This window comes from Planococcus daihaiensis (assembly GCF_049262615.1).
Classification (GTDB): Bacteria; Bacillota; Bacilli; order Bacillales_A; family Planococcaceae; genus Planococcus.
Genome location: NZ_CP175504.1, coordinates 1,635,956 through 1,659,899 on the forward strand (window position 1 = coordinate 1,635,956; position 23,944 = coordinate 1,659,899).

Consider the following 23,944-nt stretch of genomic DNA (forward strand, 5'->3'; position numbering starts at 1 on the left):
TTTTTGATCGCAATGAAAACCCAGGTAATCCACAGTGGAAGTTTTAAAGTACCCCTCCATTAATTGGACGGGTGCTTTTTGCCTCTACTTTTCAACCTTTTTCTATGGTAAAATTAGGTCAATGAACGTACATGAAAAGAAAAAGGGGGGCTTCGGATGCCGGTGCCATTTATCACGGTAGAAGGGCCGATTGGCGTAGGAAAAACATCGCTGAGCAAGGCGATTGCTGATCAGAATCAATTCAAGTTATTAAAGGAAATCGTAGATGAAAATCCGTTTTTAAATAAATTCTATGAAGACATTGAAGAATGGAGCTTCCAGACGGAAATGTTCTTTCTATGCAATCGCTATAAGCAATTGACCGACATACAGAAAAAATTCATCTCGAATCGTGAATCGGTCGTAGCCGATTATCATATTTTTAAAAACCTGATTTTCGCAAAGCGGACGTTGCCGCCGCTGGAATATGCGAAATACGAAGAGATCTACAAAATCCTGACGGCTGATATGCCGAAGCCGAATATGGTCATTTACCTGCATGCCAGTCTCGATACCCTGATGAACCGCATCAAGCTCCGCGGGCGTGAATTCGAACACATGATCACAGCAGATTACTTGGAACAGCTTGCTGCTGACTACCATGAATTCATCGAACACTTTGAGCGTACGCATCCTGAAATTCCCGTTCTCCGTTTTAATGGAGATGAAATAGATTTTGTCCAGAACAACGCTGATTTGCAGCTAATTTTATCCAAAGTGGATGACACACTTGAACAAAGGAGCTTAACGATATGAATTTACGTGAAAAATATGGGATCCCAGCGAATGCGGTCATTACGATTGCAGGAACAGTAGGTGTCGGCAAGTCGACGATGACAAAAGCGTTGTCAGATGCGCTTCAATTCCGCACGTCTTTTGAAAAAGTGGATTCGAACCCTTACCTGGACCTATTCTATGATGATTTTGAAAAATGGAGCTTCCATTTGCAGATTTATTTCCTCGCAGAACGCTTCAAGGAGCAAAAGCGCATGTTCGAGTATGGCGGCGGCTTTATCCAGGACCGGTCGATTTATGAAGATACCGGCATCTTCGCGAAGATGCACTGGGAAAAAGGCACGATGAACAATGTCGATTACGAAACGTATACGAACCTTTTCGAGGCAATGGTGATGACGCCATATTTCCCGCATCCGGATTTGCTGATTTACCTGGAAGGTTCAATTGACGATATCATTGGCCGCATCCAGGAGCGTGGGCGCCAGATGGAGCAGCAGACGCCGATCGAGTACTGGATCGAGATGCACCAGCGCTATGAAAACTGGATCAACACTTTTAACGGCTGTCCGGTACTGCGCTTGAACATCAATGATTACGATCTGCTGAAAGATCCGGATTGCTCGGAACAGATTGTTGAACGGGTAGGCAACTTCATGCAGCAAGCATTGGTGCTGCGCAAATAAAACGAAAAAACCGTGAGTGATGAATACATCGCTCACGGTTTTTTTGTGTTTATTTCCCGGGAAATATAAAAGAGACTTCCTATTAAGAAAGCCTCATAAAGGTAATATTTGATTGAATCGAAATTTTCAGTCACATATGGGTTAAGAAAAATTCGTTACTTTCGTAACGAATCCAATCTCGAATTTATATGCGCGTAAATTCAAAAAATGGAGGAGGAAGAGGGATTCGAACCCCCGCGGGATTTGACTCCCCTGTCGGTTTTCAAGACCGATCCCTTCAGCCAAACTTGGGTATTCCTCCGTATCAGACAAATATTAATTTAACACGGATGACTAAAAGCTGTCAACAGTTTTGCGTAATTTATTGGATAGATTTCTAAAAAGATTTAAAAAGAAGAAAACCCCCGGGCATGAAAACCTCAGGGGTGGAAGCTTTAGTAAATTCTCTCTTTTGTGCCTGCAGCAATTTCCTCAATATAATGGCATGCTGCTTGGTGATCCTCGATCATGTTATCGGTTGTGCGAAGCTCAGGCACATCTGTGACGCACTTGTCTGTCGCAAACGGACAGCGAGTATGGAAACGGCATCCTGTAGGTGGATCGATTGGCGAAGGAACATCGCCTTTCAGAACGATCCGATCTTTCTTTTTATCAGGATCCGGAACCGGAATCGCAGACAGCAAGGCATTTGTATAAGGATGTTTAGGATTTTCAAACAAACTCTTCTTGTCGGCAATCTCCACAATTTTCCCCAAATACATTACGATGATCCGGTCAGAAATGTGGCGGACGACCCCTAAATCATGCGAAATGAACAGGTAAGTCAACTGGAATTCGTCCTGCAGTTCTTCCAGCAAATTAAGCACCTGGGCTTGAATCGATACATCCAGGGCAGATACGGCCTCGTCGCAAATAATCAGTTGAGGGTTTACCGATAATGCGCGAGCAATCCCGATTCGCTGGCGCTGGCCGCCTGAAAATTCATGCGGAAAGCGGTCAGCCTGATAAGGAAGCAGGCCGACTGTTTCCAGCAGCTCTTCCACTCGAGCACGACGCTTGTTAGGCGGCAGAACTTTTTGGATATCCATCGCTTCAGTTAAAACGGAGGCGACAGTTTGACGCGGGTTAATCGACGCATAAGGATCCTGGAAAATGATTTGCAAATCTTTTCTGTAATCCCGCATTTCTCTTTTTGAAATATTTGCCAGATTAACGCCCCGGAATTCAACAGTTCCTTCCGTAGGCTCTTCAAGACGCAAGATTGCGCGGCCAGTTGTGGATTTCCCGCAACCCGACTCACCAACAATGCTGACGGTCTCGCCTTCATATACTGTGAAGCTGATATCATCTACAGCTTTGACGTGATTGACAGTACGGCCTAAAAAACCACCTTTAATCGGAAAGTACTGTTTTAGTCCCTCCACCTTTAGCAATTCTTTTTTCGCCATAGATTTCCACCTCCGATTCTCCGTCCCATTCTTCTGAATAAATCCAGCAGCGGACTTGATTGCCGTTTTCGTCTGTTTCGAGTTCTGGCATTTTCGTACGGCATAGATCCGTAGCGGCCGGACAGCGCGGTGAAAAGCGGCAGCCCGTTGGCATCTCGAACGGACTTGGCACATTGCCTTTAATCGGTTCCAATTTATCCTGCTCGATATCGTGGCGAGGCAAGGATTTTAGGAGCCCGATTGTATACGGCAATTTTGGCTGATGGAATAATGTGCGGATATCCGCATACTCCACTACCTGCCCAGCATACATAACTGCAACATAATCACAGGTTTCGGCAACTACCCCAAGGTCATGCGTGATGAAAATAACCGACATGCCAAGGCGGTCCTGCAGTTCTCTGATCAATTCCAGAATTTGTGCCTGAATTGTTACATCAAGTGCTGTTGTCGGCTCATCCGCAATCAATATTTCAGGATCACAAGCAAGTGACATCGCAATCATTACCCGTTGGCGCATTCCGCCTGATAATTCAAACGGATAGTTTTTAACCCGGCTTTCCGGAGAAGGAATGCCGACAAGTGTCAGCAATTCAACCGAGCGCAGGTGTGCTTCTTTTTTGGACATGTTTTGATGCAGTATTAGCGACTCGCTGATTTGCTGGCCCACGGTGAACACTGGGTTCAATGAAGTCATCGGTTCCTGGAAGATCATAGAGATTTCATTGCCGCGAAGCTTGCGCATTTGATCATCTGAGTACTTCAGCAAATTATTCCCTTTATAAAGGATTTCGCCGCCTTTGTTTCTTCCGTTGCTGTCAAGTAAACGAAGAATTGACAGGGCTGTGATACTTTTTCCGGAGCCGGATTCGCCAACGATGCCAATAGTTTTTCCTTTTGGCAATTTGAAGCTGACTCCGTCTACGGCGTTTACTTCACCTGTATCCGTTTTAAATGCGGTCTTTAAATTATTTACTTCTAATATTATTTCTGGAGTGCTCATTTTCTTGACACCTCATTTCTAATTGAAATCAATTCGTTTATTCAAGAATCGATATGAAATATCGACGAGTAAGTTAACGAGTACGAAAATAACGGAAATGACTAACACAGTTCCTTGAACAACCGGGAAATCACGCGTCCGGATTGCGTCAATCGTCAAACGTCCCATGCCATTGATAGCGAAAATAGTTTCTGTTAATACGGCTCCGCCAAGGAATCCACCAAATTCAAGTCCAACCACTGTAACGACAGGGATCAAAGCATTCTTCAACGCATGGCGGTAAGTAACGAGACGTTCTGAAACCCCTTTTGCACGGGCTGTGCGGATATAATCCTGCCCGACGACTTCCAGCATAGATGAACGGGTCATGCGGGCAATAATTGCTGCCCCACCGGTTCCGAGTGTTAACACCGGCAAGATAACCTGCCGCCATTCATCGCCCCAGCCGGAGGGGCGCATTTTCAGGAATTCGAGTGATTCCGGCATCCAGTTCCCGATTGCGAACCATTGGATCAACAGAAGTCCAAACCAGAAGTTAGGCATGGATAAACCGAATAATGCAACTATCATAATCGATGTATCAGCAAGGGTATAATGACGGACTGCGGAAACAATACCGGCAATCAACCCTAGAAAAACTGCAACAAGTGTGGCGTAAAAGGCCAGTTCGACGGTGACCCAGAAACGGGCACCGATTTCATCCACTACGGGCCGGCCTGAACGGACAGAAGAGCCCAAGTCTCCCTGCAGTGCATTGCCAAGAAATGTAGCGTATTGGACCGGAATCGATTCGTTTAAGCCTAACCGTTCACGTATTTGTTCAACTGTTTGTTCAGAAGCGCCTTCACCGGCGACGATTTGCGCAGGATCTCCAGGAACAAGGTGCATAAGTGAAAACACCAAAATCGTTACCCCTAGAAGAACAGGAATCGTCTGCAGCAGACGTCGGATTATATATTTTGTCAATGTTTTTCACCTCTCTTATTTTTTCATTTTTGGATCAAGAGCATCACGTACGCCATCGCCGAAAATATTGAAGGCGAGAACAACTAGAACAATCATCAAACCTGGGAACAATGCGACATGCCCCGCTTCATACATATATGCGCGGCCTTCATTGAGCATCGCGCCCCATTCCGGCGTCGGCGGCTGTGCACCGAGTCCAAGGAAAGCGAGTCCGGCACCAGTCAAAATGGCCGTTGCAATCCGTAGGGAAGCTTGGACAATGATTGGCGACATTATATTAGGAAGAATGTGTTTGAAAATGATCCTGAAATCTGATGCACCAAGTGCGCGTACTGCATCGATATATTCCAGCTTTCTCACCGAGAGGGTGGAACCCCGGACGACACGGGCAAATGCGGGGATGGAGAAAATACCGACCGCGATGATTACGTTCGTCAAGCTGCCGCCAAGTACTGCGACAATTGCAAGCGCCAACAAAATACCCGGGAATGCAAGAAGTACGTCCATCAAGCGCATAATGATGGTATCAGTCCGGCCGCCGTAGTAACCAGCAACGATTCCGAAAATAACGCCTATAACTCCTCCGATGAATACAGATAAAAAGCCAACATATAATGTCAGTTTGGTTCCGTAAATCACGCGTGTGAAAATATCCCGGCCATAACTATCCGTACCAAACCAGTGAGCTGATGATGGGGCAGCCAATTTATTGGCCAGTTCAGTTCTGTTCGGCTCGTAGTCCGTAAATGTGGAAATGACCCAGGGGCCGGCGAATGCCATAATAATGATGAACAAGATCATTATCCCGCCGATAACAGCGGCTTTGTTCTTTGCCAGGCGTCGCCAGAACTGCTTGTAGCTTTCAAGACGAGGATTTATCTTTTCCGCAGTGACGGGAGGATTCACTGTTTCTTCACTCATAAAAAACACCCTTTCTAAAATGAGGTATTAAAGTTTAATATTTAAACTTTTTTAAGTTTACTAAATAATCTAGAATAATCATAGTCGATAAATAAAAATGTGTGTAAAAAAATAAAGTTTTATTATCACTTTTCAATTAATAAGCTATCTTAAAATAGGTTAAACCGGCTTTTGTAGCGATTTTAACGCCAGAAAAATTATTTTAGTATTTATTCAAAATAATATATTAGTAATTAAGTGGGTCAATATTTTTTGGAGATGTTATTGTTCAGCCGGGTTTTTTATGGTATATTGTTTTCAGAATATTATGTTTTAGAAATAATGTTCTAACTTAAAAATAACAAGGGGGTAAAGAAACAAATGAAGTTAACCAAAAAGTCTTTATGGGCATTGATGCTTACGCTTGCATTAGCATTGTTCCTGGCAGCTTGCGCAGGTGGCGATGACGCTGGTGACGGCGCAGAAGAAGATGATACAGATGGCGGAGAAACCGGTACAGAAACTGGTGGAGAAGCAGCAGCAGGTGGAGACCTTGTACTTGCAGTGCTATCAGATGCATCATCACTTGATCCTCACGGTTCAAACGATGTACCGTCTTCCGTAGTTCAAGCAAATATTTATGAAACATTAGTTAACCGCAATGAAAACAATGAAATTATCGAAGGTCTTGCATCATCATGGGAGCAAGTAGATGAAACTACTTGGTCGTTCACATTGCAAGAAGGTGTCACTTTCCACGACGGCGAAGAATTTAACGCCGAAGTAGTTAAAATGAACCTGGATCGCGTTCGCGATGAAGCAATTGCTTCACCACGTTTTTTCTTATATGAAATGATTACGGATGTTGAAGTTATGGGCGATTACGAAGTCCAAATCACGACTGAATATCCATTCGCACCATTATTGGCTCACCTTTCGCATAACGGTGGCGGCATGATTTCTCCTGCTTCTATTGAAGCGGATTATGCAGCTATGGAAGAAGGATCCGATCCGGGTTCTGTTGTCAGCGAAGAGCCAGTAGGAACAGGCTACTTCAAGTTTGATGCATGGCAGGTAGGTTCTGAAATCAAACTTACTAAAAACGAAGAATATTGGGGCGAACCTGCGAATGTAGATACAGTTACATTCCGTGTTGTTCCAGATTCTCAAGTACGTACAGCCGACCTTGAAACAGGAAACGTTCACATCATCGATCCGGTTCAGCCGAACGAAGTTGAACGTATCAATAATTCAGGTGCAGGTTCTGTACTGCAAACAGCTTCATCAAGCTTAGCTTACCTAGGTTTCAATACTGAGAAAGAACCGTTTGACAATCCATTAGTGCGCCAGGCAATCTCGCTTGCTGTGGATCGTGAAGCAATCATTTCTGGAGTTTACGAAAACTATGGTATCCCTGCAATCGGGCCATTGGCACCGGGAATCTTCGGTTACACTGAAGATATTGATGCAGTTGAATACAACATGGATGAAGCACGTGCTCTATTAGAAGAGGCAGGTATGGAAGATGGCTTCTCTACTTCTATCTGGACAAACGATAATCCACAACGTCAATCGATTGCTGTATTGATTCAAGAAGCACTTGCAGAATTGAATATCGAAGTGGAAATTGAAGTAATGGAATTCGGTGCTTATTTAGAGCAAACTGCTGCAGGACAACATGATATGTTCATCCTTGGCTGGTCTAACCCGACAGGCGATGCTGATTACGGCATGTACGCATTGTTCCATTCTTCACAAAAAGGTAACCCGGGTAACCGTTCATTCTACGAAAACCCGGATGTAGATGCACTTCTTGACGAAGGACGCCGCGAAGCGGATCCAGCTGCTCGTGAAGAAATCTATGCCGAAGTTGCACAATTGCTGACGGACGACGCTCCGATGGCATTCTTACTTCACACGGAATATCTGAACGGTGTTGCTGATAACGTTTCAGGTTTCAGCATTGATACTTCAGGTATCTACCAGTTGAAAGACGTTACAATCGAACAATAAATTTTAATGATTTTTATTAAGCCCGGACAGTTGTCCGGGCTTTTCTACGGCTTTTTATCGTAAGCCGACCGTTTAACTTTTGGAGTTCTATACGTAAGGATTGATTTTTCCGGCTATAATTTGTATACTAGTAAATGCCGTGCTAGGTGGGGAGGTAGCGGTGCCCTATAACCTGCAATCCGCTCCAGCAGGACTGAATTCCTTTCCTAGGCTGTTTGCATGTAAGGCCTGCCTCATGCACGTAGTGTTGACATCTGGGTCCTGCGCAATGGGAACCCATGAACCATGTCAGGTCCGGAAGGAAGCAGCATTAAGTGGAACTTCTCATGTGCCGCGGGATCGCCTAGATCGAGCCAACGACATGGGTAACGCTTGTGTGCAGCAGTCAAAGAAAGGTGCACGGCATTAAATTTATAATCTGAACCTGTCCGCTGTATGCGGGCAGGTTTTTTCTTTGCCGATTTTATTTTCAGCAGCTGAAAACCGTCCGAAAACCTTAAGAAGAAGGGCGGATTTATGATATAATGAAAGGACGAAAAACAGATTTTTTAAAAGGAGAGAAACCCGTTGGCGTATCAAGCTTTTTACCGTGTATACAGACCCCAGTCCTTTTCTGAAATGACCGGTCAGGTGCACGTCAAACAAACCCTTCAAAATGCTCTCCTTTATAATAAGACGACTCACGCTTATCTGTTCTCTGGCCCGCGCGGCACAGGGAAAACAAGTGCGGCAAAGATTTTTGCCAAAGCGTTGAATTGTGAAAGGGCACCGGTTGCTGAACCCTGCAACGAATGCTCTTCTTGCCTGAGCATTATGGAAGGTTCCAATACCGATGTCATCGAATTTGATGCGGCCTCCAATTCGCGTGTGGAAGAAATGCGGGAAATTATTGAAAAAGTCCGGTTTTCTCCGGCGAATTCCCGCTTTAAAATTTACATCATCGATGAAGTCCATATGCTTTCCAATAGTGCGTTTAATGCTTTGTTGAAAACTTTAGAGGAGCCGCCGGAACATGTCGTCTTCATCCTGGCAACAACCGAGCCCCATAAATTGCCGCTGACCATCATTTCCAGATGCCAGCGCTTTGATTTCAAATCGCATACACAGGCGGATATCGTCCTGCGCATGGTGGAAGTTCTGGATGATGCGAAGATTCCTTATAATGAACAAGTGCTGAAAATCATTGCTCAGGCAGCGGCGGGCGGAATGCGGGATGCCCTGAGCCTGCTTGATCAGGTGGTGTCCTTCAGTGGCGACGAAATGTCCGTCGAAGATGCGCTGCTCGTGACAGGTTCGATCAGCCAGGACATGTTTTATAATATTGCGGAAGCATTGCTTGCGAAAGATATAGGGCAGGCTTTGACCCTATTGGAACAATTGGTGCGCGATGGCAAGGACCCGGTCCGGCTAGTGGAAGATTTCATCACCTTCTTCCGCGACCTTCTACTGATTCAGACTGCACCGGATCTGCACGATATGCTGGAACTTGCGAGCCACGAAAGCCGCTTTGAAGAGTTGGCGAAACGCTTTGAACCGGCAACGCTGTATCAATGGATCGACATCATGACCAAAACCCAGCAAGAAATGCGGTTCTCCAACCATACTAAAATTTATATGGAAACGGCTTTGCTGAAAATGGTACAGGCGGATGCGCCGGTTCAAACTTCCATGGTGGCAGGCGCGTCACCGGAACTGGAAGCGAAGGTGGCGGTGCTCGAACAGCTTGTGCGCGATATGCAGCAACAACTGCAAAATGGAAGCGGCGCATCATCTGTGCCAGCTCCAACGGACCAGAAAAAAAGGCAGCGGGTGCAAAGTGGCTTCAAGATTCCAACCGGACGCATTCAGGAAGTGCTGAAAAATGCCACAAAACCCGATATCCAGGCAATCAAAACAAATTGGGCTGCGGTCATGGGCCAGCTCCAGAAATCCCATTCGGCTTTATTGAATGAAGCGGAGCCAGTAGCGGCATCAAGTGATGCATTTGTGTTAAAATTCAAGTATGATATTCATTGCCAGATGGCATCAGAAAACCAGACTTTTGCAACGGCGTTCAGCCAGTTGCTGGAGCAGTATACCGGAAAAGCATACACGCCGGTTTACGTTCCTGATGCGGGTTGGCTGAAAATCCGTGAAGAGTTCATTAAAAACAGCGGATTGAAAGCCGGCAATGAAGACAAACAGGCGGATGTTGAAGAAGAAAATCCGTTTTCCCAGGAAGGCGCTGCTGCGGAAGAAGATCCGTTCATCGCTGAAGCGGAGCGGCTTTTCGGAAAAGACTTCGTCGAAATTCATGAAGACTGACAAACAAAAATATTAGGAGGAAAAAATTATGCGCGGTGGCGGAAATATGCAAGGTATGATGAAACAGATGCAGAAAATGCAAAAAGAGATGGCAGTAGCTCAGGAAGAACTTGGAACAATGAAATTTGATGGAGCATCTGGCGGCGGTATGGTTAAAGTCACTGTTTCCGGACATAAAGAAGTTTTGGACATCACATTGGATCCATCAGTAGTCGATCCGGAAGATGTGGAAATGTTGCAGGACCTGCTGGTAGTTGCTACAAACGAAGCATTCAAGAAAGCGGACGATCACGCGAATTCCACAATGGGGAAATTCACGAAGGGCTTGAATATCCCAGGAATGTAGTAGGAGGCAATAATTATGCATTACCCGGAACCCATATCAAAATTAATGGAGAGTTTTATGAAATTGCCAGGGATTGGGCCAAAAACAGCGGCCCGTCTGGCATTTTTTGTGCTCGGAATGAAAGAGGACACGGTGCTTGATTTTGCGAAAGCGCTCGTCGATGCAAAGCGAAATCTGAGCTTCTGCTCTGTGTGCGGTCATATTACCGATGTGGATCCCTGCCATATTTGCCAGGACCAAAAACGGGATCGTACGACGATTTGTGTCGTACAGGATCCGAAAGATGTAATCGCTATGGAAAAAATGCGCGATTACACAGGTTTGTACCATGTGCTGCAAGGAGCGATATCTCCAATGGAAGGAATTGGTCCAGAAGACATCAATGTGCCGTCCTTGCTGAAACGTTTACAGGATGAGCAGGTTGAAGAATTGATCCTGGCAACAAATCCAACCATTGAAGGCGAAGCGACGGCTATGTATATTTCACGTCTGGTCCGACCTTCTGGAATCAAAACGACGCGGATTGCCCACGGTTTGCCAGTAGGCGGAGATCTAGAGTATGCGGATGAAGTAACCTTATCGAAAGCGCTAGAAGGCCGGCGCGAGTTATAAAGAGGAGATCAACAGATGCTTTTTTCAAGAAGAGGTAAATTAAAAAAAGAGTTTGATGAGCAGTTGATTTCTCAGTTCTTTGATGCCAAGCAAGAATTGCAAACGGCAAAGGAAATGGAAGAAATGTCTGACGATTATGATTTGTATATAATTGCTAAGCGGAAAATTTCCGAGAGTAAACATTTATTTCTTTTAAAAGAAGCAAGGCTCCGTGAAGTGAAAATCAAGTGAAGACAGAGGTTTATACAACTCGGTCTTCACTTTTCTTTTTCGGGCTTATTATATAGTAGGAAAATAAAATAGAGGTGGAATACTTTTTAAATATAATTTTATTTGGGAAATCCATTGACACTGTGAACACGATGCTTTAGTATAGTATAAGTCGTCAAGAACGACGGCAAACATGAACCTTGAAAACTGAACAGCAAAACGTCAACAAACAGCAACGGTCGCGCAAAACGGCCCGCGCAAACTTACTGATCAGCACTTGTGCAGGTCAAAGCGAATCGTGCGTCTTTTAGACCGCGATGCGCCAGCAAGTATTTGAGCAATCAACTACTCTATAATGGAGAGTTTGATCCTGGCTCAGGACGAACGCTGGCGGCATGCCTAATACATGCAAGTCGAGCGGAACCTTGGGAGCTTGCTCCCTTGGTTCAGCGGCGGACGGGTGAGTAACACGTGGGCAACCTGCCCTGCAGATCGGGATAACTCCGGGAAACCGGTGCTAATACCGAATAGTTTGCGGCCTCTCCTGAGGCTGCACGGAAAGACGGTTTCGGCTGTCACTGCAGGATGGGCCCGCGGCGCATTAGCTAGTTGGTGGGGTAATGGCCCACCAAGGCGACGATGCGTAGCCGACCTGAGAGGGTGATCGGCCACACTGGGACTGAGACACGGCCCAGACTCCTACGGGAGGCAGCAGTAGGGAATCTTCCGCAATGGACGCAAGTCTGACGGAGCAATGCCGCGTGAGTGACGAAGGTTTTCGGATCGTAAAACTCTGTTGTGAGGGAAGAACAAGTACCAACTAACTACTGGTACCTTGACGGTACCTCACCAGAAAGCCACGGCTAACTACGTGCCAGCAGCCGCGGTAATACGTAGGTGGCAAGCGTTGTCCGGAATTATTGGGCGTAAAGCGCGCGCAGGCGGTCCCTTAAGTCTGATGTGAAAGCCCACGGCTCAACCGTGGAGGGTCATTGGAAACTGGGGGACTTGAGTGCAGAAGAGGAAAGTGGAATTCCATGTGTAGCGGTGAAATGCGTAGAGATGTGGAGGAACACCAGTGGCGAAGGCGACTTTCTGGTCTGTAACTGACGCTGAGGCGCGAAAGCGTGGGGAGCAAACAGGATTAGATACCCTGGTAGTCCACGCCGTAAACGATGAGTGCTAAGTGTTAGGGGGTTTCCGCCCCTTAGTGCTGCAGCTAACGCATTAAGCACTCCGCCTGGGGAGTACGGCCGCAAGGCTGAAACTCAAAGGAATTGACGGGGCCCGCACAAGCGGTGGAGCATGTGGTTTAATTCGAAGCAACGCGAAGAACCTTACCAGGTCTTGACATCCCGCTGACCGCCTAGGAGACTAGGCTTTCCCTTCGGGGACAGCGGTGACAGGTGGTGCATGGTTGTCGTCAGCTCGTGTCGTGAGATGTTGGGTTAAGTCCCGCAACGAGCGCAACCCTTGATCTTAGTTGCCAGCATTCAGTTGGGCACTCTAAGGTGACTGCCGGTGACAAACCGGAGGAAGGTGGGGATGACGTCAAATCATCATGCCCCTTATGACCTGGGCTACACACGTGCTACAATGGACGGTACAAAGGGCAGCCAACCCGCGAGGGGGAGCCAATCCCAGAAAACCGTTCTCAGTTCGGATTGCAGGCTGCAACTCGCCTGCATGAAGCCGGAATCGCTAGTAATCGTGGATCAGCATGCCACGGTGAATACGTTCCCGGGCCTTGTACACACCGCCCGTCACACCACGAGAGTTTGTAACACCCGAAGTCGGTGAGGTAACCATTCGTGGAGCCAGCCGCCGAAGGTGGGACGGATGATTGGGGTGAAGTCGTAACAAGGTAGCCGTATCGGAAGGTGCGGCTGGATCACCTCCTTTCTAAGGATATTATCGGAAGCCAGACCTGCGGGTTTGGCGTTGACGTTTTGCGTTCAGTTTTGAAGGTTCACCTGCAGGCGATGCCTGGTGGCGTGACTTTCAACACTTGTTCTTTGAAAACTGGATAAAACGACATTGAAACAAAACGAAACAAGCGATTCATGAAGTGACACGATCACCAATCGGTGATCAACTTTTAACAGAACCAACTTGGTTAAGTTAGGAAGGGCGCACGGTGGATGCCTTGGCACTAGGAGCCGAAGAAGGACGGCACTAACACCGATATGCTCCGGGAGCTGTAAGTGAGCTTTGATCCGGAGATTTCCGAATGGGGAAACCCGCTGCCTGTAATGGGGCAGTATCCATGTGTGAATTCATAACACATGCGAAGGCACACCCAGGGAACTGAAACATCTAAGTACCTGGAGGAAGAGAAAGCAAATGCGATTCCCTGAGTAGCGGCGAGCGAAACGGGAACAGCCCAAACCAAGAGGCTTGCCTCTTGGGGTTGTAGGACACTCTATACGGAGTTACAAAAGAACGCGTTAGGCGAAGCGACCTGGAACGGTCCGCGATACCGGGTAACAGCCCCGTAGCCGAAAGTGTGTTCCCTCCAGAGTGGATCCTGAGTACGGCGGAACACGTGAAATTCCGTCGGAATCCGGGAGGACCATCTCCCAAGGCTAAATACTCCCTAGTGACCGATAGTGAACCAGTACCGTGAGGGAAAGGTGAAAAGCACCCCGGAAGGGGAGTGAAATAGATCCTGAAACCGTGTGCCTACAAGTAGTCAGAGCCCGTTAATGGGTGATGGCGTGCCTTTTGTAGAATGAACCGGCGAGTTACGATTGCATGCAAGGTTAAGGTGAGAAGCCGGAGCCGCAGCGAAAGCGAGTCTGAACAGGGCGACAGAGTATGCAGTTGTAGACCCGAAACCAGGTGATCTACCCATGTCCAGGGTGAAGGTAAGGTAACACTTACTGGAGGCCCGAACCCACGCACGTTGAAAAGTGCGGGGATGAGGTGTGGGTAGCGGAGAAATTCCAATCGAACCTGGAGATAGCTGGTTCTCTCCGAAATAGCTTTAGGGCTAGCCTCAATCTTTTAGAATCCTGGAGGTAGAGCACTGTTTGGACTAGGGGCCCATCCCGGGTTACCGAATTCAGACAAACTCCGAATGCCAGTGATTTATGATTGGGAGTCAGACTGCGAGTGATAAGATCCGTAGTCAAGAGGGAAACAGCCCAGACCACCAGCTAAGGTCCCCAAATATCCGTTAAGTGGAAAAGGATGTGGCGTTGCTTAGACAACCAGGATGTTGGCTTAGAAGCAGCCATCATTTAAAGAGTGCGTAATAGCTCACTGGTCGAGTGACACTGCGCCGAAAATGTACCGGGGCTAAACGGATTACCGAAGCTGTGGATGGATCTCGCAAGATCCGTGGTAGGAGAGCGTTCTAAGGGCGTCGAAGCGGAACCGGAAGGATTCGTGGAGCGCTTAGAAGTGAGAATGCCGGTATGAGTAACGAAAGACGGGTGAGAATCCCGTCCACCGAATGCCCAAGGTTTCCTGAGGAAGGCTCGTCCGCTCAGGGTCAGTCGGGACCTAAGTCGAGGCCGATAGGCGTAGACGATGGACAACAGGTTGATATTCCTGTACCACCTCCCCGCCGTTTGAGCAATGGGGGGACGCAGAAGGATAAGGTGAGCGCGCCGTTGGTTGTGCGCGTCCAAGCAGTGAGGCGTGGAATGAGGCAAATCCCATTCCTGATACGTTGAGCTGTGATGGCAAGGGGCATTGCGCCCTGGAGTCCCTGATTTCACACTGCCAAGAAAAGCCTCTAGCGAGGCGGGAGGTGCCCGTACCGCAAACCGACACAGGTAGGCGAGAAGAGAATTCTAAGGTGAGCGAGTGAACTCTCGTTAAGGAACTGGCAAAATGACCCCGTAACTTCGGGAGAAGGGGTGCTCTGGTAGGGTGTTACAGCCCGAGAGAGCCGCAGTGAATAGGCCCAGGCGACTGTTTAGCAAAAACACAGGTCTCTGCAAAACCGTAAGGTGACGTATAGGGGCTGACGCCTGCCCGGTGCTGGAAGGTTTAGGGGAGTGCTTAGCGCAAGCGAAGGTGCGAACCGAAGCCCCAGTAAACGGCGGCCGTAACTATAACGGTCCTAAGGTAGCGAAATTCCTTGTCGGGTAAGTTCCGACCCGCACGAAAGGCGTAACGATCTGGGCACTGTCTCAACGAGAGACTCGGTGAAATTATAGTACCTGTGAAGATGCAGGTTACCCGCGACAGGACGGAAAGACCCCGTGGAGCTTTACTGTAGCCTGATATTGAATTTTGGTGCAACTTGTACAGGATAGGTAGGAGCCAATGAACCCGGAGCGCCAGCTTCGGTGGAGGCGTCGGTGGGATACTACCCTGGTTGTATTGAACTTCTAACCCGCACCCCTGATCGGGGTGGGAGACAGTGTCAGGCGGGCAGTTTGACTGGGGCGGTCGCCTCCTAAAGAGTAACGGAGGCGCCCAAAGGTTCCCTCAGAATGGTTGGAAATCATTCGCAGAGTGTAAAGGCAGAAGGGAGCTTGACTGCGAGACGTACAGGTCGAGCAGGGTCGAAAGACGGGCTTAGTGATCCGGTGGTTCCGCATGGAAGGGCCATCGCTCAACGGATAAAAGCTACCCCGGGGATAACAGGCTTATCTCCCCCAAGAGTCCACATCGACGGGGAGGTTTGGCACCTCGATGTCGGCTCATCGCATCCTGGGGCTGTAGTCGGTCCCAAGGGTTGGGCTGTTCGCCCATTAAAGCGGTACGCGAGCTGGGTTCAGAACGTCGTGAGACAGTTCGGTCCCTATCCGTCGCGGGCGCAGGAAATTTGAGAGGAGCTGTCCTTAGTACGAGAGGACCGGGATGGACACACCGCTGGTGTACCAGTTGTTCCGCCAGGGGCATCGCTGGGTAGCTATGTGTGGCCGGGATAAGTGCTGAAAGCATCTAAGCACGAAGCCCCCCTCAAGATGAGATTTCCCATTGCGCAAGCAAGTAAGATCCCTCAAAGACGATGAGGTAGATAGGTTCGAGGTGGAAGCGTGGCGACACGTGCAGCTGACGAATACTAATCGATCGAGGACTTAACCAAAACACCACTTTCAGGAACGCAATTGTTTCGCACGCTGTTTCAATGTCTGTTGTATCCAGTTTTGAGAGCGCAAGCACTCAAAAAAGTAGTCCAGTGACGATGGCAAAGAGGCCACACCCGTTCCCATCCCGAACACGGCAGTTAAGCTCTTTTGCGCCGATGGTAGTTGGGGGTTTCCCCCTGTGAGAGTAGGACGTCGCTGGGCATCAAAAAAGAAAGGTCGTGACCGCGCAAGCGGTGACGGCCTTTTTGTCTTTATAGAACATAGAACATTTATATCGTCAGTAAAAGAATTGAGGGTTATAGAAATAAATCTGTCAGTAGAAGTGCTGAAAGATTGTTTTTCTTGAATCGCTTTTTCCCATTGAAGCATAAGTTCGTTATAATAGTAGGAATAAGAAAGATGTGAGGATGGAATATATGACGCAACGACGTCCATTAGTGGAGGCGTTAAAAAAATTTCAGCAACAGAGACCCGTTTCTTTTCACGTACCTGGTCATAAACACGGGGAATTATCGGGTTTACCGGATGAAATTCGCTCTGCCCTAAAATATGATCAAACTGAATTAAGCGGATTGGATGATTTGCATTATCCTGAAGTCGCCATCAGAGAGGCCCAGGATTTATTGGCCACAGCTTATGGAGCTGACCGGAGTTTTTTTCTGGTAAATGGTTCGACCAGTGGAAACCTGGCAATGGTTCATGCAGTTTGCAGAGAAGGCGACTGCGTATTGGTTCAGCGGAATTCACATAAATCAATTTTTCATGCGCTGGAATTGGCTAAATTGCGACCGGTTTATCTGGCGCCGGAATGGGGGCAGGCGTCACACAGCGCGGAAGGTGTATCGCTGGAAACTCTGAAAGATGCCATACGTCAATACCCGGAAGCAAAAGCTTTGATTTTGACCTATCCTAATTATTACGGTATGGCTGGTACGGAAATAAAAGAAATTATAAATTATTGCCATCAATTTGATATGTCGGTATTAGTCGATGAAGCCCATGGTGCTCATTTGTTGGCTGGGCATCCGTTCCCGCAGTCAGCGCTGGCTTATGGCGCTGATGCAGTTGTTCAGTCGGCGCATAAGACATTACCGGCTATGACGATGGGGTCATTCCTTCATATACAGGGAAATCGCGTGAAAGTGGACAGAATCAGTAAATATTTGCGGATGTTTCAGTCCAGCAGCCCATCTTATTTGATTATGGCTTCATTGGATGACGCTCGGTCTTATATTCAGACCTACTCAGCTCCAGATATGCAATATTTTGTAGAAAAAAGAAGTTTTTTTATAGACAGCCTTCAGACAATTTCAAGGCTGGAGATATTTGAATCGGATGATCCGCTGAAATTGATGTTGAGAGTGGAAAATTATAACGGTTTTAGGCTGCAGGAAAAACTGGAGGAAATGGGGGTTTATGCTGAAATGGCGGATTCCCGGCAAGTATTGCTGGTTTTGCCGTTATTAAAGCAGGGCTATACCTATCCATTTGCGGAAATAAGAAGCCGCATCAGGGGAGCTGTCCAAAAGCTGCGCAAAGAGCAGGCAGATACAAGGTTGCTGATAACGCCGTATGAGACGATTGCAGTCAGTGAACCGGCCATTTCGTATGAGGCTATAGATTTGGCTGATTCGGAATGGATATCTTATACACAAGCGATAGGCCGGTATTCGGCAGCGATGGTGACGCCATATCCGCCAGGCATCCCTTTGGTATTGTCAGGGGAACTGTGGACACAAGAGAAATTAGAACAATTAATGGACCATCTGGCAAACGGCGCGGTGATCCAAGGAGAACATAATTTGGCTGACAAACAACTTTCTGTCATTCAGCATGGAGGCAAGTATTAATGAATAAACCAGGATATTTTATTACAATTGAAGGGCCTGAAGGGGCGGGCAAAACGACTGCTATTGAGCAATTGATGAAACAACTTCAAGAATTGGGTGTTAATGCAGTATTGACGCGTGAGCCCGGAGGCATTGAAATTGCAGAAAAGATCCGTGAAGTGATTTTGGATAAGAATCATACAGCAATGGATGGGCGCACAGAGGCTCTGCTATACGCTGCAGCCCGGCGCCAGCATCTGGTGGAGATAGTTCTACCAGCACTGCAGCAAGGGAAAGTGGTGCTGTGTGACCGATTTATCGACAGCTCGCTTGCTTATCAAGGGCATGCTCGAGGTCTTGGCATTGACGAAGTTCTTTCAATCAATGAATTTGCTATTCAGGACACGTGGCCGGATTTGACCTTATTTTTTGATGTGACGCCGGAAATCGGTCTGCAAAGGATTGCGGCCAACAGCGGGAGAGAGCAGAATCGGCTGGATATGGAGAAATTGCCGTTTCACCTAAAAGTGTACGAGGGTTACCAGGAAGTTTCACGGCGCTATCCCGAACGCATTGTCAGAATTGATGCCGCGAAAGCGCCGGAAGACGTTGTGGCCGATGCACTGACAGCGATCAAAAAAGGCATGGAAAGTTATACAGCCTAATTAATTGTTCGTGTTATAATTATATAGAAGAAACACAAATAAAAAGGAGTGAGTGCTGATGAAACTCGTCGTTGCAGTTGTACAGGACCAAGACAGTAACCGATTATCCAACGCTTTGACAAAAAATGATTTCCGGGCTACCAAGCTTGCCAGTACAGGAGGGTTTTTGCGCTCAGGAAATACTACTTTTTTAATCGGGGTGGATGATGGCCTCGTTCCTAAATTAATGGATTTGATCCGTGAAAACTGCCGTTCCCGTGAACAGATGGTGGCACCCGTATCTCCGATGGGCGGAAACGCAGATTCGTATATCCCGTATCCGGTGGAAGTGGAAGTGGGCGGCGCCACAATTTTCGTGTTGCCAATCGAACAATTCCATCATTTCTAAGCAGCATTGAACCAATAAATACAATGACACCCGTGCTCCTCTGGAACACGGGATTTTTTTAAAAAGGCGGAAGGTGAAATTTGTGCAGATGACAACCGAAGAATTCGAGCAAATGCAGCCGATTGTGATGAAGCGGCTGCAAGGAGCTTTTGAAAAAGAGCGGCTGGCACACGCCTTCCTTTTTGAAGGGCCAGCCGGTTCCGGCATAAAAGAAGTGACACATTTCTTTGTAAAGCTGTTGCTGTGCGAGAATCCGCAGCAGAATGTTCCATGTGGAACATGCAGAAGTTGCCATTTATATGATTCAGGCAACCATCCGAACATCGTTTTTATTGAGCCGGATGGCCAAAATATCAAGATCGATCAGATTCGAGAACTGATTTATCGAATGAATAAAACCGGCCTCAATACGGGCCGTAAGATTTACGTCATCCAGGAAGCGGATCGAATGAACAACTCTTCTGCCAATGCTTTGTTGAAATTCCTGGAGGAGCCGGAGTTTAATGTGACCGCCATTCTGCAGACGGAGCGGTTAAATGCCATTATGAGCACGATCCGTTCGCGCTGTCAGCTGGTGTCGTTCCAGCCGCTGTCGCGGCCTGTCTTAATGGAAAAGTTGATTGCAGGAGGGATGACCGCTTCGATGGCAGCCACGGTCAGTATGCTGACGCAAAGTGAAGAAGAAGCATTTGCTTTGAGTGCGGATGAACAGTTTCCAGTGGCCAGGAGGACCGTTTTAAAACTGGTGGAAGTGGTCAGCAACAACGTTCATGAAGCACTTTTGATGCTGCAGTCGGACTGGCTTCCCTTGTTTAAGGAAAAAGAAGATACCGAAAGAGGCCTGGACATGTTATTATTTGCATATCGGGACATTGCCTCGGTAAAGGCAGGACTCGAAACAGCAAGAACGTATCCGGATATGGAAGAAACTTGGAAGCAGATGGCTCTTCAGCGTTCTTTTACTGTGTTGTCGACACAGCTGCAGGCTATTTTACAGGCCAAACAGCAATTGCCGCGCAATATGAACCGGACGCTGCTGATGGAGCAACTAATGCTGAATCTGCAGGAGGGGTAAAAATTGTATAATGTGATAGGTGTTCGCTTTAAAAAAGCGGGTAAAATATATTATTTCGATCCAGGTGAATATACGATCGAAAAAGACGATTATGTCATCGTGGAAACAGCGCGCGGTGTGGAATATGGGAAAGTGGTCGTGCCGGTGAAAACGGTCGGTGAAAACGATGTGGTGTTGCCGCTGAAACAAGTGGTGCGCGTAGCAAGTGAGCGTGACCAGGAGCAGGTGGAAGACAACCGCCAGGAAGCGGAGCAGGCTTTTGAAACAGGTACTGGCAAAATCGAAGAACACCGCCTCGATATGAAGCTGGTGGATGTGGAATACACATTCGACCGCAATAAAGTGATCTTTTATTTCACTGCGGAAGGCCGTGTCGATTTCCGGAACCTGGTCAAGGATTTGGCGTCGATATTCCGGACGCGCATCGAATTGCGCCAGATCGGTGTGAGGGATGAAGCAAAAATGCTTGGCGGCATCGGCCCTTGTGGGCGTATGCTTTGCTGTTCGACATTCCTGGGCGATTTTGAACCGGTGTCGATCAAGATGGCGAAAGATCAGAATCTGTCTTTGAATCCATCGAAAATCTCAGGTCTGTGCGGACGTTTGATGTGCTGCCTCAAATACGAGAACGATGAATACGAACAGGCGAAAAAAGAGATGCCGGATGTCGGCACCCGGGTTGCAACTCCGGATGGCGACGGCCGTGTGGTCGGGATGAACATTCTCGAGCGCGTATTGAAAATTCGCCTTTCTGAGCAGGAACAGACACTTGAATATGCATTAAGTGAGATAATGGACCAAGGAACGAGAGCGTGAGGTGGTTGGTGTGAAAGATAAGAACTTTTTGGACACGGTCATGGATTTTGAGCAGCAGCTCGAATCGATGCAACAGCAATTTCGCGAACTGAAAGCAGTGGTGGCGCATACGATGGAAGAACATCATGCGCTGCAGCTTGAAAATCATCATTTGCGTGCGCGCCTGGATGAACTTCATGAAGCGGTTCCGGAAGCTGCTGCGGCTGTGGATCCTGTAAAACTTGAAAGAGCAGTCATGGATATCGGCGAAGGCTATGATAACCTGGCCCGCCTTTATCACGAAGGCTATCATGTCTGCCACGTGCATTTCGGCAGTTCACGAAAAGGTGATGATTGCCTGTTCTGCCTTTCTTTCTTAAACAAGCAGAATTGATGGCAAAATCAACAAAAGCTTCCGTCACTTTGCGTGGCGGCAGCTTTTTGTTTTGTTGGGGAGTTGAAGTTTATGTTATTGGAAGATGAACGCTTGGATTATTTATTGGCGGAGGAATTGCGGATCATCCAAAGCCCTTCCGTATTTTCGTTTTCGCTGGATGCAGTTTTATTGGCGCGCTTTGCTTATTTGCCGTTGAAGCGTGGGAAGATTGTGGATTTGTGCACGGGCAACGGAGCGATCCCGCTGTTTTTGAGTGCGCGGACGGAATCACAGATCATTGGGGTCGAGCTGCAGGAGCGGCTTGTCCATATGGCACAGCGCAGTGTGGCTTATAATAAACTCCAATCGCAGATCAGCATTCTGGAAGGCGATGTAAAGACCATTCCGGAAACGCTCGGGTTTGAAAAATACGATGTCGTGACCTGCAACCCGCCTTATTTTCCGGCGAATGAACTGAGTGATAAAAACATCAGTGAACATATGGCAATTGCGCGGCACGAGCTCCACTTGACGCTGGACGAAGCGGTGCGTTCCGCGAGCCAATTATTGAAGCAGGGCGGAAAAGCGGCATTTGTCCACCGGGCAGGACGGTTGATCGACTTGATCAGTGCCATGCGCGCCAACCGGCTGGAGCCGAAACGCGTGCGGCTGGTCTACCCGAAAGCCGGTAAGGAAGCGAATACTTTATTAATAGAAGGCATTAAAGACGGCAAGCCGGATCTGAAAATCCTGCCGCCGCTGATTGTCTACGGAGATGACGGGGAATATACGGAAGAAGTGCGGGAAATGCTTTATGGAGACAAATAGCCATTATTTTTACGTGCTGGAATGCGCCGACAGTTCCTATTACGCGGGGTATACGAATGATTTGCAGAAACGGCTGGAAGCGCATAATGCCGGAAAAGGCGCGAAATATACACGGGCGAGAGGGCCGGTGCAGATGATTTATTCCGAAGAATTTGAAACAAAACCTGAAGCGATGAAGGCGGAATACGCCTTTAAGCAATTGACGAAAGCGAAGAAGGTCCGTTATATTGCCGAAGGAGAGGAGCAAGCCTGATGAAATCCCAGAAAAGTTTCCAGGAACCAACCGCCACGTTGTATCTGGTGGCGACGCCGATCGGCAATCTCGAAGACATCACGGTCCGCGCGCTGCGCATATTAAAAGAAGTGGATGTCATCGCGGCGGAAGATACGCGCAACACGAAAAAACTGTGCAATTACTTTGATATTCAAACAAAGCTTGTCAGCTACCATGAACACAACCAGGAAAGCGGCGGCTACAAAATTCTCGCCCATCTGGAAGAAGGCAGATCGGTGGCCCTCGTCAGCGATGCGGGTATGCCATGCATCTCCGATCCGGGCGAGGATGTCGTCAAACGGGTGATTGAAGCGGGCTTTCCGGTTGTGCCGATTCCAGGGGCCAATGCAGCGCTCAGTGCGCTGATCGCATCGGGAATCACACCGCAGCCTTTTCAGTTCTACGGTTTTCTGTCGCGCAGCAAAAAAGAGCGGCAGGCCGAACTCGAGCTATTGAGCCAAAACCGGGAAACGCTCATTTTCTATGAAGCGCCGCACCGGCTGAAGGAATGCCTGAAGAGTATCCAGAAAAATTTCGGCAATAACCGTCGGATTGTGCTGGCGCGTGAAATCACCAAGAAATTCGAAGAGTTCCTGAGAGGGACGGTAGAGGAAGCAGTAGCATGGGCGGATGCCAATGAAGTGCGCGGTGAATTTTGCATCGTCATCGAAGGCAATGCCGAGCCCGACCTTGTCGAAACAACGAATTGGTGGGAAGCACTTTCTATAGAAGAACATGTCGAAGAAGTGATGGAGCGGGAACAATTGTCCTCCAAAGACGCCATCAAAAAAGTGTCCGAGGAGCGGAAAATGTCGAAGCGCGATGTGTATCAGGCTTATCATACGTAAAAAAAACCGGATCGCGTGAGCGGTCCGGTTTTAAAAAATTATTTTTTAAGGTTTCCTTGGATTTCTTTCATCAGCATTTCTGCGCCTTCAGAACTCAAGACCAATTTGCCGCCGACAAGTTTCATGTTGTCGTCTGAAACTTCGCCTGTTACAGCGCAAGTCATGTTCGGCATGTATTTTTTCAAGATGATCTTGTCGTCATCGACGTAGATCTCCAAAGCGTCTTTCTCTGCGATGCCCAATGTGCGGCGCAATTCGATTGGAATAACGACACGGCCCAACTCGTCAACTTTACGTACGATACCTGTTGATTTCATAAAATTCGTCCCCCTTGAAATTTTTAGATGCATTCGCCAAAATTCGACAATTACCACTTCCTGTCATAAAGCATACCAACTACTCTTCTCCAGGTCAATAAAAAACTATCGGATTTATAATAAAATTACATAATTTGTGGTATTTTTTTCATGAGAAAAGAAAAGGAAACCAGGGTGAGCATTAATTTAGATTAATATGGTAAAATTATACAAAAATCTAAGTATAGTAATTTGAC

At 47.6% G+C, this 23,944-nt stretch carries 21 protein-coding genes, 1 tRNA gene, 3 rRNA genes and 1 other RNA gene; 20 read left to right on the forward strand and 6 right to left on the reverse strand.

Annotation, left to right across the window (positions count from 1 at the left end):
- Positions 1-156 precede the first annotated feature (156 nt).
- Entirely contained in the window at positions 157-795 is a 639-nt protein-coding gene (locus DHX103_RS07775; RefSeq protein WP_422121772.1) for a deoxynucleoside kinase, read from the forward strand.
- A complete protein-coding gene (locus DHX103_RS07780) occupies positions 792-1,460 on the forward strand; it encodes a deoxynucleoside kinase (protein ID WP_422121773.1) in 669 nt (222 codons plus the stop codon). Before DHX103_RS07775 ends, DHX103_RS07780 begins: the two co-directional genes overlap by 4 nt.
- Before the next feature lie 208 nt (positions 1,461-1,668).
- On the opposite strand, the gene DHX103_RS07785 is transcribed toward DHX103_RS07780, so the two are convergent.
- The 5 genes from DHX103_RS07785 to nikC all read right to left on the reverse strand — a co-directional run bounded on the left by DHX103_RS07785 (position 1,669) and on the right by nikC (position 5,798).
- Positions 1,669-1,761 (reverse strand) — tRNA-Ser (locus DHX103_RS07785).
- Positions 1,762-1,894: 133 nt separating this feature from the next.
- A complete protein-coding gene (locus tag DHX103_RS07790) occupies positions 1,895-2,908 on the reverse strand; it encodes an ABC transporter ATP-binding protein (RefSeq protein WP_422121774.1) in 1,014 nt (337 codons plus the stop codon).
- Positions 2,853-3,911, reverse strand: coding sequence for an ABC transporter ATP-binding protein (locus DHX103_RS07795; RefSeq protein ID WP_422121775.1), 1,059 nt, complete (start codon positions 3,909-3,911; stop codon positions 2,853-2,855). Before DHX103_RS07795 ends, DHX103_RS07790 begins: the two co-directional genes overlap by 56 nt.
- A gap of 18 nt (positions 3,912-3,929) precedes the next feature.
- Positions 3,930-4,877, reverse strand: coding sequence for an ABC transporter permease (locus tag DHX103_RS07800; protein WP_422121776.1), 948 nt, complete (start codon positions 4,875-4,877; stop codon positions 3,930-3,932).
- A 15-nt stretch (positions 4,878-4,892) separates the two neighbouring features.
- Complete coding sequence (gene nikC / locus DHX103_RS07805; RefSeq protein WP_422121777.1) at positions 4,893-5,798, reverse strand: nickel transporter permease; 906 nt, start codon at positions 5,796-5,798, stop codon at positions 4,893-4,895.
- Positions 5,799-6,158: 360 nt separating this feature from the next.
- Between nikC and DHX103_RS07810 the strand changes: the two genes are divergently transcribed.
- The 18 genes from DHX103_RS07810 to rsmI all read left to right on the forward strand — a co-directional run bounded on the left by DHX103_RS07810 (position 6,159) and on the right by rsmI (position 23,391).
- Entirely contained in the window at positions 6,159-7,790 is a 1,632-nt protein-coding gene (locus tag DHX103_RS07810; RefSeq protein WP_422121778.1) for a glutathione ABC transporter substrate-binding protein, read from the forward strand.
- A gap of 137 nt (positions 7,791-7,927) precedes the next feature.
- Positions 7,928-8,193, forward strand: an RNA gene (gene ffs, locus DHX103_RS07815) — signal recognition particle sRNA large type.
- Between the two features lie 164 nt (positions 8,194-8,357).
- Entirely contained in the window at positions 8,358-10,094 is a 1,737-nt protein-coding gene (gene dnaX / locus DHX103_RS07820; RefSeq protein WP_422121779.1) for a DNA polymerase III subunit gamma/tau, read from the forward strand.
- 28 nt (positions 10,095-10,122) lie between these two features.
- The gene (locus DHX103_RS07825) at positions 10,123-10,440 is read left to right on the forward strand and encodes a YbaB/EbfC family nucleoid-associated protein (protein WP_422121780.1); all 318 of its coding nucleotides are present in this window, start codon (positions 10,123-10,125) and stop codon (positions 10,438-10,440) included.
- 15 nt (positions 10,441-10,455) lie between these two features.
- Positions 10,456-11,052 (forward strand): recombination mediator RecR, encoded by a 597-nt coding sequence (recR, locus tag DHX103_RS07830; protein WP_117303689.1) that lies wholly within the window; start codon positions 10,456-10,458, stop codon positions 11,050-11,052.
- Positions 11,053-11,067: 15 nt separating this feature from the next.
- Entirely contained in the window at positions 11,068-11,283 is a 216-nt protein-coding gene (locus DHX103_RS07835; RefSeq protein ID WP_422121781.1) for a YaaL family protein, read from the forward strand.
- Positions 11,284-11,614: 331 nt separating this feature from the next.
- Positions 11,615-13,164 (forward strand): 16S ribosomal RNA (locus DHX103_RS07840).
- Positions 13,165-13,376: 212 nt separating this feature from the next.
- Positions 13,377-16,309, forward strand: a 23S ribosomal RNA gene (locus tag DHX103_RS07845).
- Between the two features lie 89 nt (positions 16,310-16,398).
- Positions 16,399-16,514: ribosomal RNA gene (gene rrf / locus DHX103_RS07850) — 5S ribosomal RNA — on the forward strand.
- The 16S, 23S and 5S rRNA genes sit together here, the layout of an rRNA operon.
- 215 nt (positions 16,515-16,729) lie before the next feature.
- On the forward strand, positions 16,730-18,163 hold the full coding sequence (locus DHX103_RS07855) for an aminotransferase class I/II-fold pyridoxal phosphate-dependent enzyme (protein WP_422121782.1): 1,434 nt from the start codon (positions 16,730-16,732) through the stop codon (positions 18,161-18,163).
- Positions 18,163-18,807 carry a dTMP kinase gene (gene tmk / locus DHX103_RS07860; protein WP_422121783.1) on the forward strand — a complete coding sequence of 215 codons (645 nt, stop codon included), beginning with the start codon at positions 18,163-18,165 and terminating at the stop codon, positions 18,805-18,807. Before DHX103_RS07855 ends, tmk begins: the two co-directional genes overlap by 1 nt.
- 58 nt (positions 18,808-18,865) lie before the next feature.
- The gene (locus DHX103_RS07865; protein ID WP_117302934.1) at positions 18,866-19,195 is read left to right on the forward strand and encodes a cyclic-di-AMP receptor; all 330 of its coding nucleotides are present in this window, start codon (positions 18,866-18,868) and stop codon (positions 19,193-19,195) included.
- An 82-nt stretch (positions 19,196-19,277) separates the two neighbouring features.
- Positions 19,278-20,270, forward strand: coding sequence for a DNA polymerase III subunit delta' (holB, locus tag DHX103_RS07870; RefSeq protein ID WP_422124740.1), 993 nt, complete (start codon positions 19,278-19,280; stop codon positions 20,268-20,270).
- Positions 20,271-20,273: 3 nt separating this feature from the next.
- Positions 20,274-21,086, forward strand: a complete 813-nt coding sequence (locus DHX103_RS07875; protein WP_422121784.1) for a PSP1 domain-containing protein — start codon at positions 20,274-20,276, stop codon at positions 21,084-21,086.
- A 10-nt stretch (positions 21,087-21,096) separates the two neighbouring features.
- Complete coding sequence (yabA, locus tag DHX103_RS07880; RefSeq protein ID WP_084242258.1) at positions 21,097-21,459, forward strand: DNA replication initiation control protein YabA; 363 nt, start codon at positions 21,097-21,099, stop codon at positions 21,457-21,459.
- Positions 21,460-21,531: 72 nt separating this feature from the next.
- Positions 21,532-22,269 carry a tRNA1(Val) (adenine(37)-N6)-methyltransferase gene (locus DHX103_RS07885; protein WP_422121785.1) on the forward strand — a complete coding sequence of 246 codons (738 nt, stop codon included), beginning with the start codon at positions 21,532-21,534 and terminating at the stop codon, positions 22,267-22,269.
- Positions 22,256-22,522 (forward strand): GIY-YIG nuclease family protein, encoded by a 267-nt coding sequence (locus tag DHX103_RS07890; RefSeq protein ID WP_422121786.1) that lies wholly within the window; start codon positions 22,256-22,258, stop codon positions 22,520-22,522. The genes DHX103_RS07885 and DHX103_RS07890 overlap by 14 nt, the downstream gene beginning before the upstream one ends.
- Positions 22,522-23,391, forward strand: a complete 870-nt coding sequence (gene rsmI, locus DHX103_RS07895; RefSeq protein WP_422121787.1) for a 16S rRNA (cytidine(1402)-2'-O)-methyltransferase — start codon at positions 22,522-22,524, stop codon at positions 23,389-23,391. Before DHX103_RS07890 ends, rsmI begins: the two co-directional genes overlap by 1 nt.
- Before the next feature lie 38 nt (positions 23,392-23,429).
- Here the strand turns inward: rsmI and DHX103_RS07900 are convergent, their stop codons facing one another.
- Positions 23,430-23,741 (reverse strand): AbrB/MazE/SpoVT family DNA-binding domain-containing protein, encoded by a 312-nt coding sequence (locus tag DHX103_RS07900; RefSeq protein WP_313903022.1) that lies wholly within the window; start codon positions 23,739-23,741, stop codon positions 23,430-23,432.
- Positions 23,742-23,944: the final 203 nt, after the last annotated feature.

What these genes read in the sequence shown, in the direction of transcription:
- DHX103_RS07775 (WP_422121772.1), top strand. Translation starts at nt 157, where the DNA reads ATGCCGGTGCCATTTATCACGGTAGAAGGGCCGATTGGCGTAGGAAAA.
- DHX103_RS07780 (WP_422121773.1), top strand. Translation starts at nt 792, where the DNA reads ATGAATTTACGTGAAAAATATGGGATCCCAGCGAATGCGGTCATTACG.
- DHX103_RS07790 (WP_422121774.1), bottom strand. Translation starts at nt 2,908, where the DNA reads ATGGCGAAAAAAGAATTGCTAAAGGTGGAGGGACTAAAACAGTACTTT.
- DHX103_RS07795 (WP_422121775.1), bottom strand. Translation starts at nt 3,911, where the DNA reads ATGAGCACTCCAGAAATAATATTAGAAGTAAATAATTTAAAGACCGCA.
- nikC (WP_422121777.1), bottom strand. Translation starts at nt 5,798, where the DNA reads ATGAGTGAAGAAACAGTGAATCCTCCCGTCACTGCGGAAAAGATAAAT.
- DHX103_RS07810 (WP_422121778.1), top strand. Translation starts at nt 6,159, where the DNA reads ATGAAGTTAACCAAAAAGTCTTTATGGGCATTGATGCTTACGCTTGCA.
- DHX103_RS07825 (WP_422121780.1), top strand. Translation starts at nt 10,123, where the DNA reads ATGCGCGGTGGCGGAAATATGCAAGGTATGATGAAACAGATGCAGAAA.
- recR (WP_117303689.1), top strand. Translation starts at nt 10,456, where the DNA reads ATGCATTACCCGGAACCCATATCAAAATTAATGGAGAGTTTTATGAAA.
- DHX103_RS07835 (WP_422121781.1), top strand. Translation starts at nt 11,068, where the DNA reads ATGCTTTTTTCAAGAAGAGGTAAATTAAAAAAAGAGTTTGATGAGCAG.
- DHX103_RS07855 (WP_422121782.1), top strand. Translation starts at nt 16,730, where the DNA reads ATGACGCAACGACGTCCATTAGTGGAGGCGTTAAAAAAATTTCAGCAA.
- tmk (WP_422121783.1), top strand. Translation starts at nt 18,163, where the DNA reads ATGAATAAACCAGGATATTTTATTACAATTGAAGGGCCTGAAGGGGCG.
- DHX103_RS07865 (WP_117302934.1), top strand. Translation starts at nt 18,866, where the DNA reads ATGAAACTCGTCGTTGCAGTTGTACAGGACCAAGACAGTAACCGATTA.
- DHX103_RS07885 (WP_422121785.1), top strand. Translation starts at nt 21,532, where the DNA reads ATGTTATTGGAAGATGAACGCTTGGATTATTTATTGGCGGAGGAATTG.
- DHX103_RS07890 (WP_422121786.1), top strand. Translation starts at nt 22,256, where the DNA reads ATGGAGACAAATAGCCATTATTTTTACGTGCTGGAATGCGCCGACAGT.
- rsmI (WP_422121787.1), top strand. Translation starts at nt 22,522, where the DNA reads ATGAAATCCCAGAAAAGTTTCCAGGAACCAACCGCCACGTTGTATCTG.
- DHX103_RS07900 (WP_313903022.1), bottom strand. Translation starts at nt 23,741, where the DNA reads ATGCATCTAAAAATTTCAAGGGGGACGAATTTTATGAAATCAACAGGT.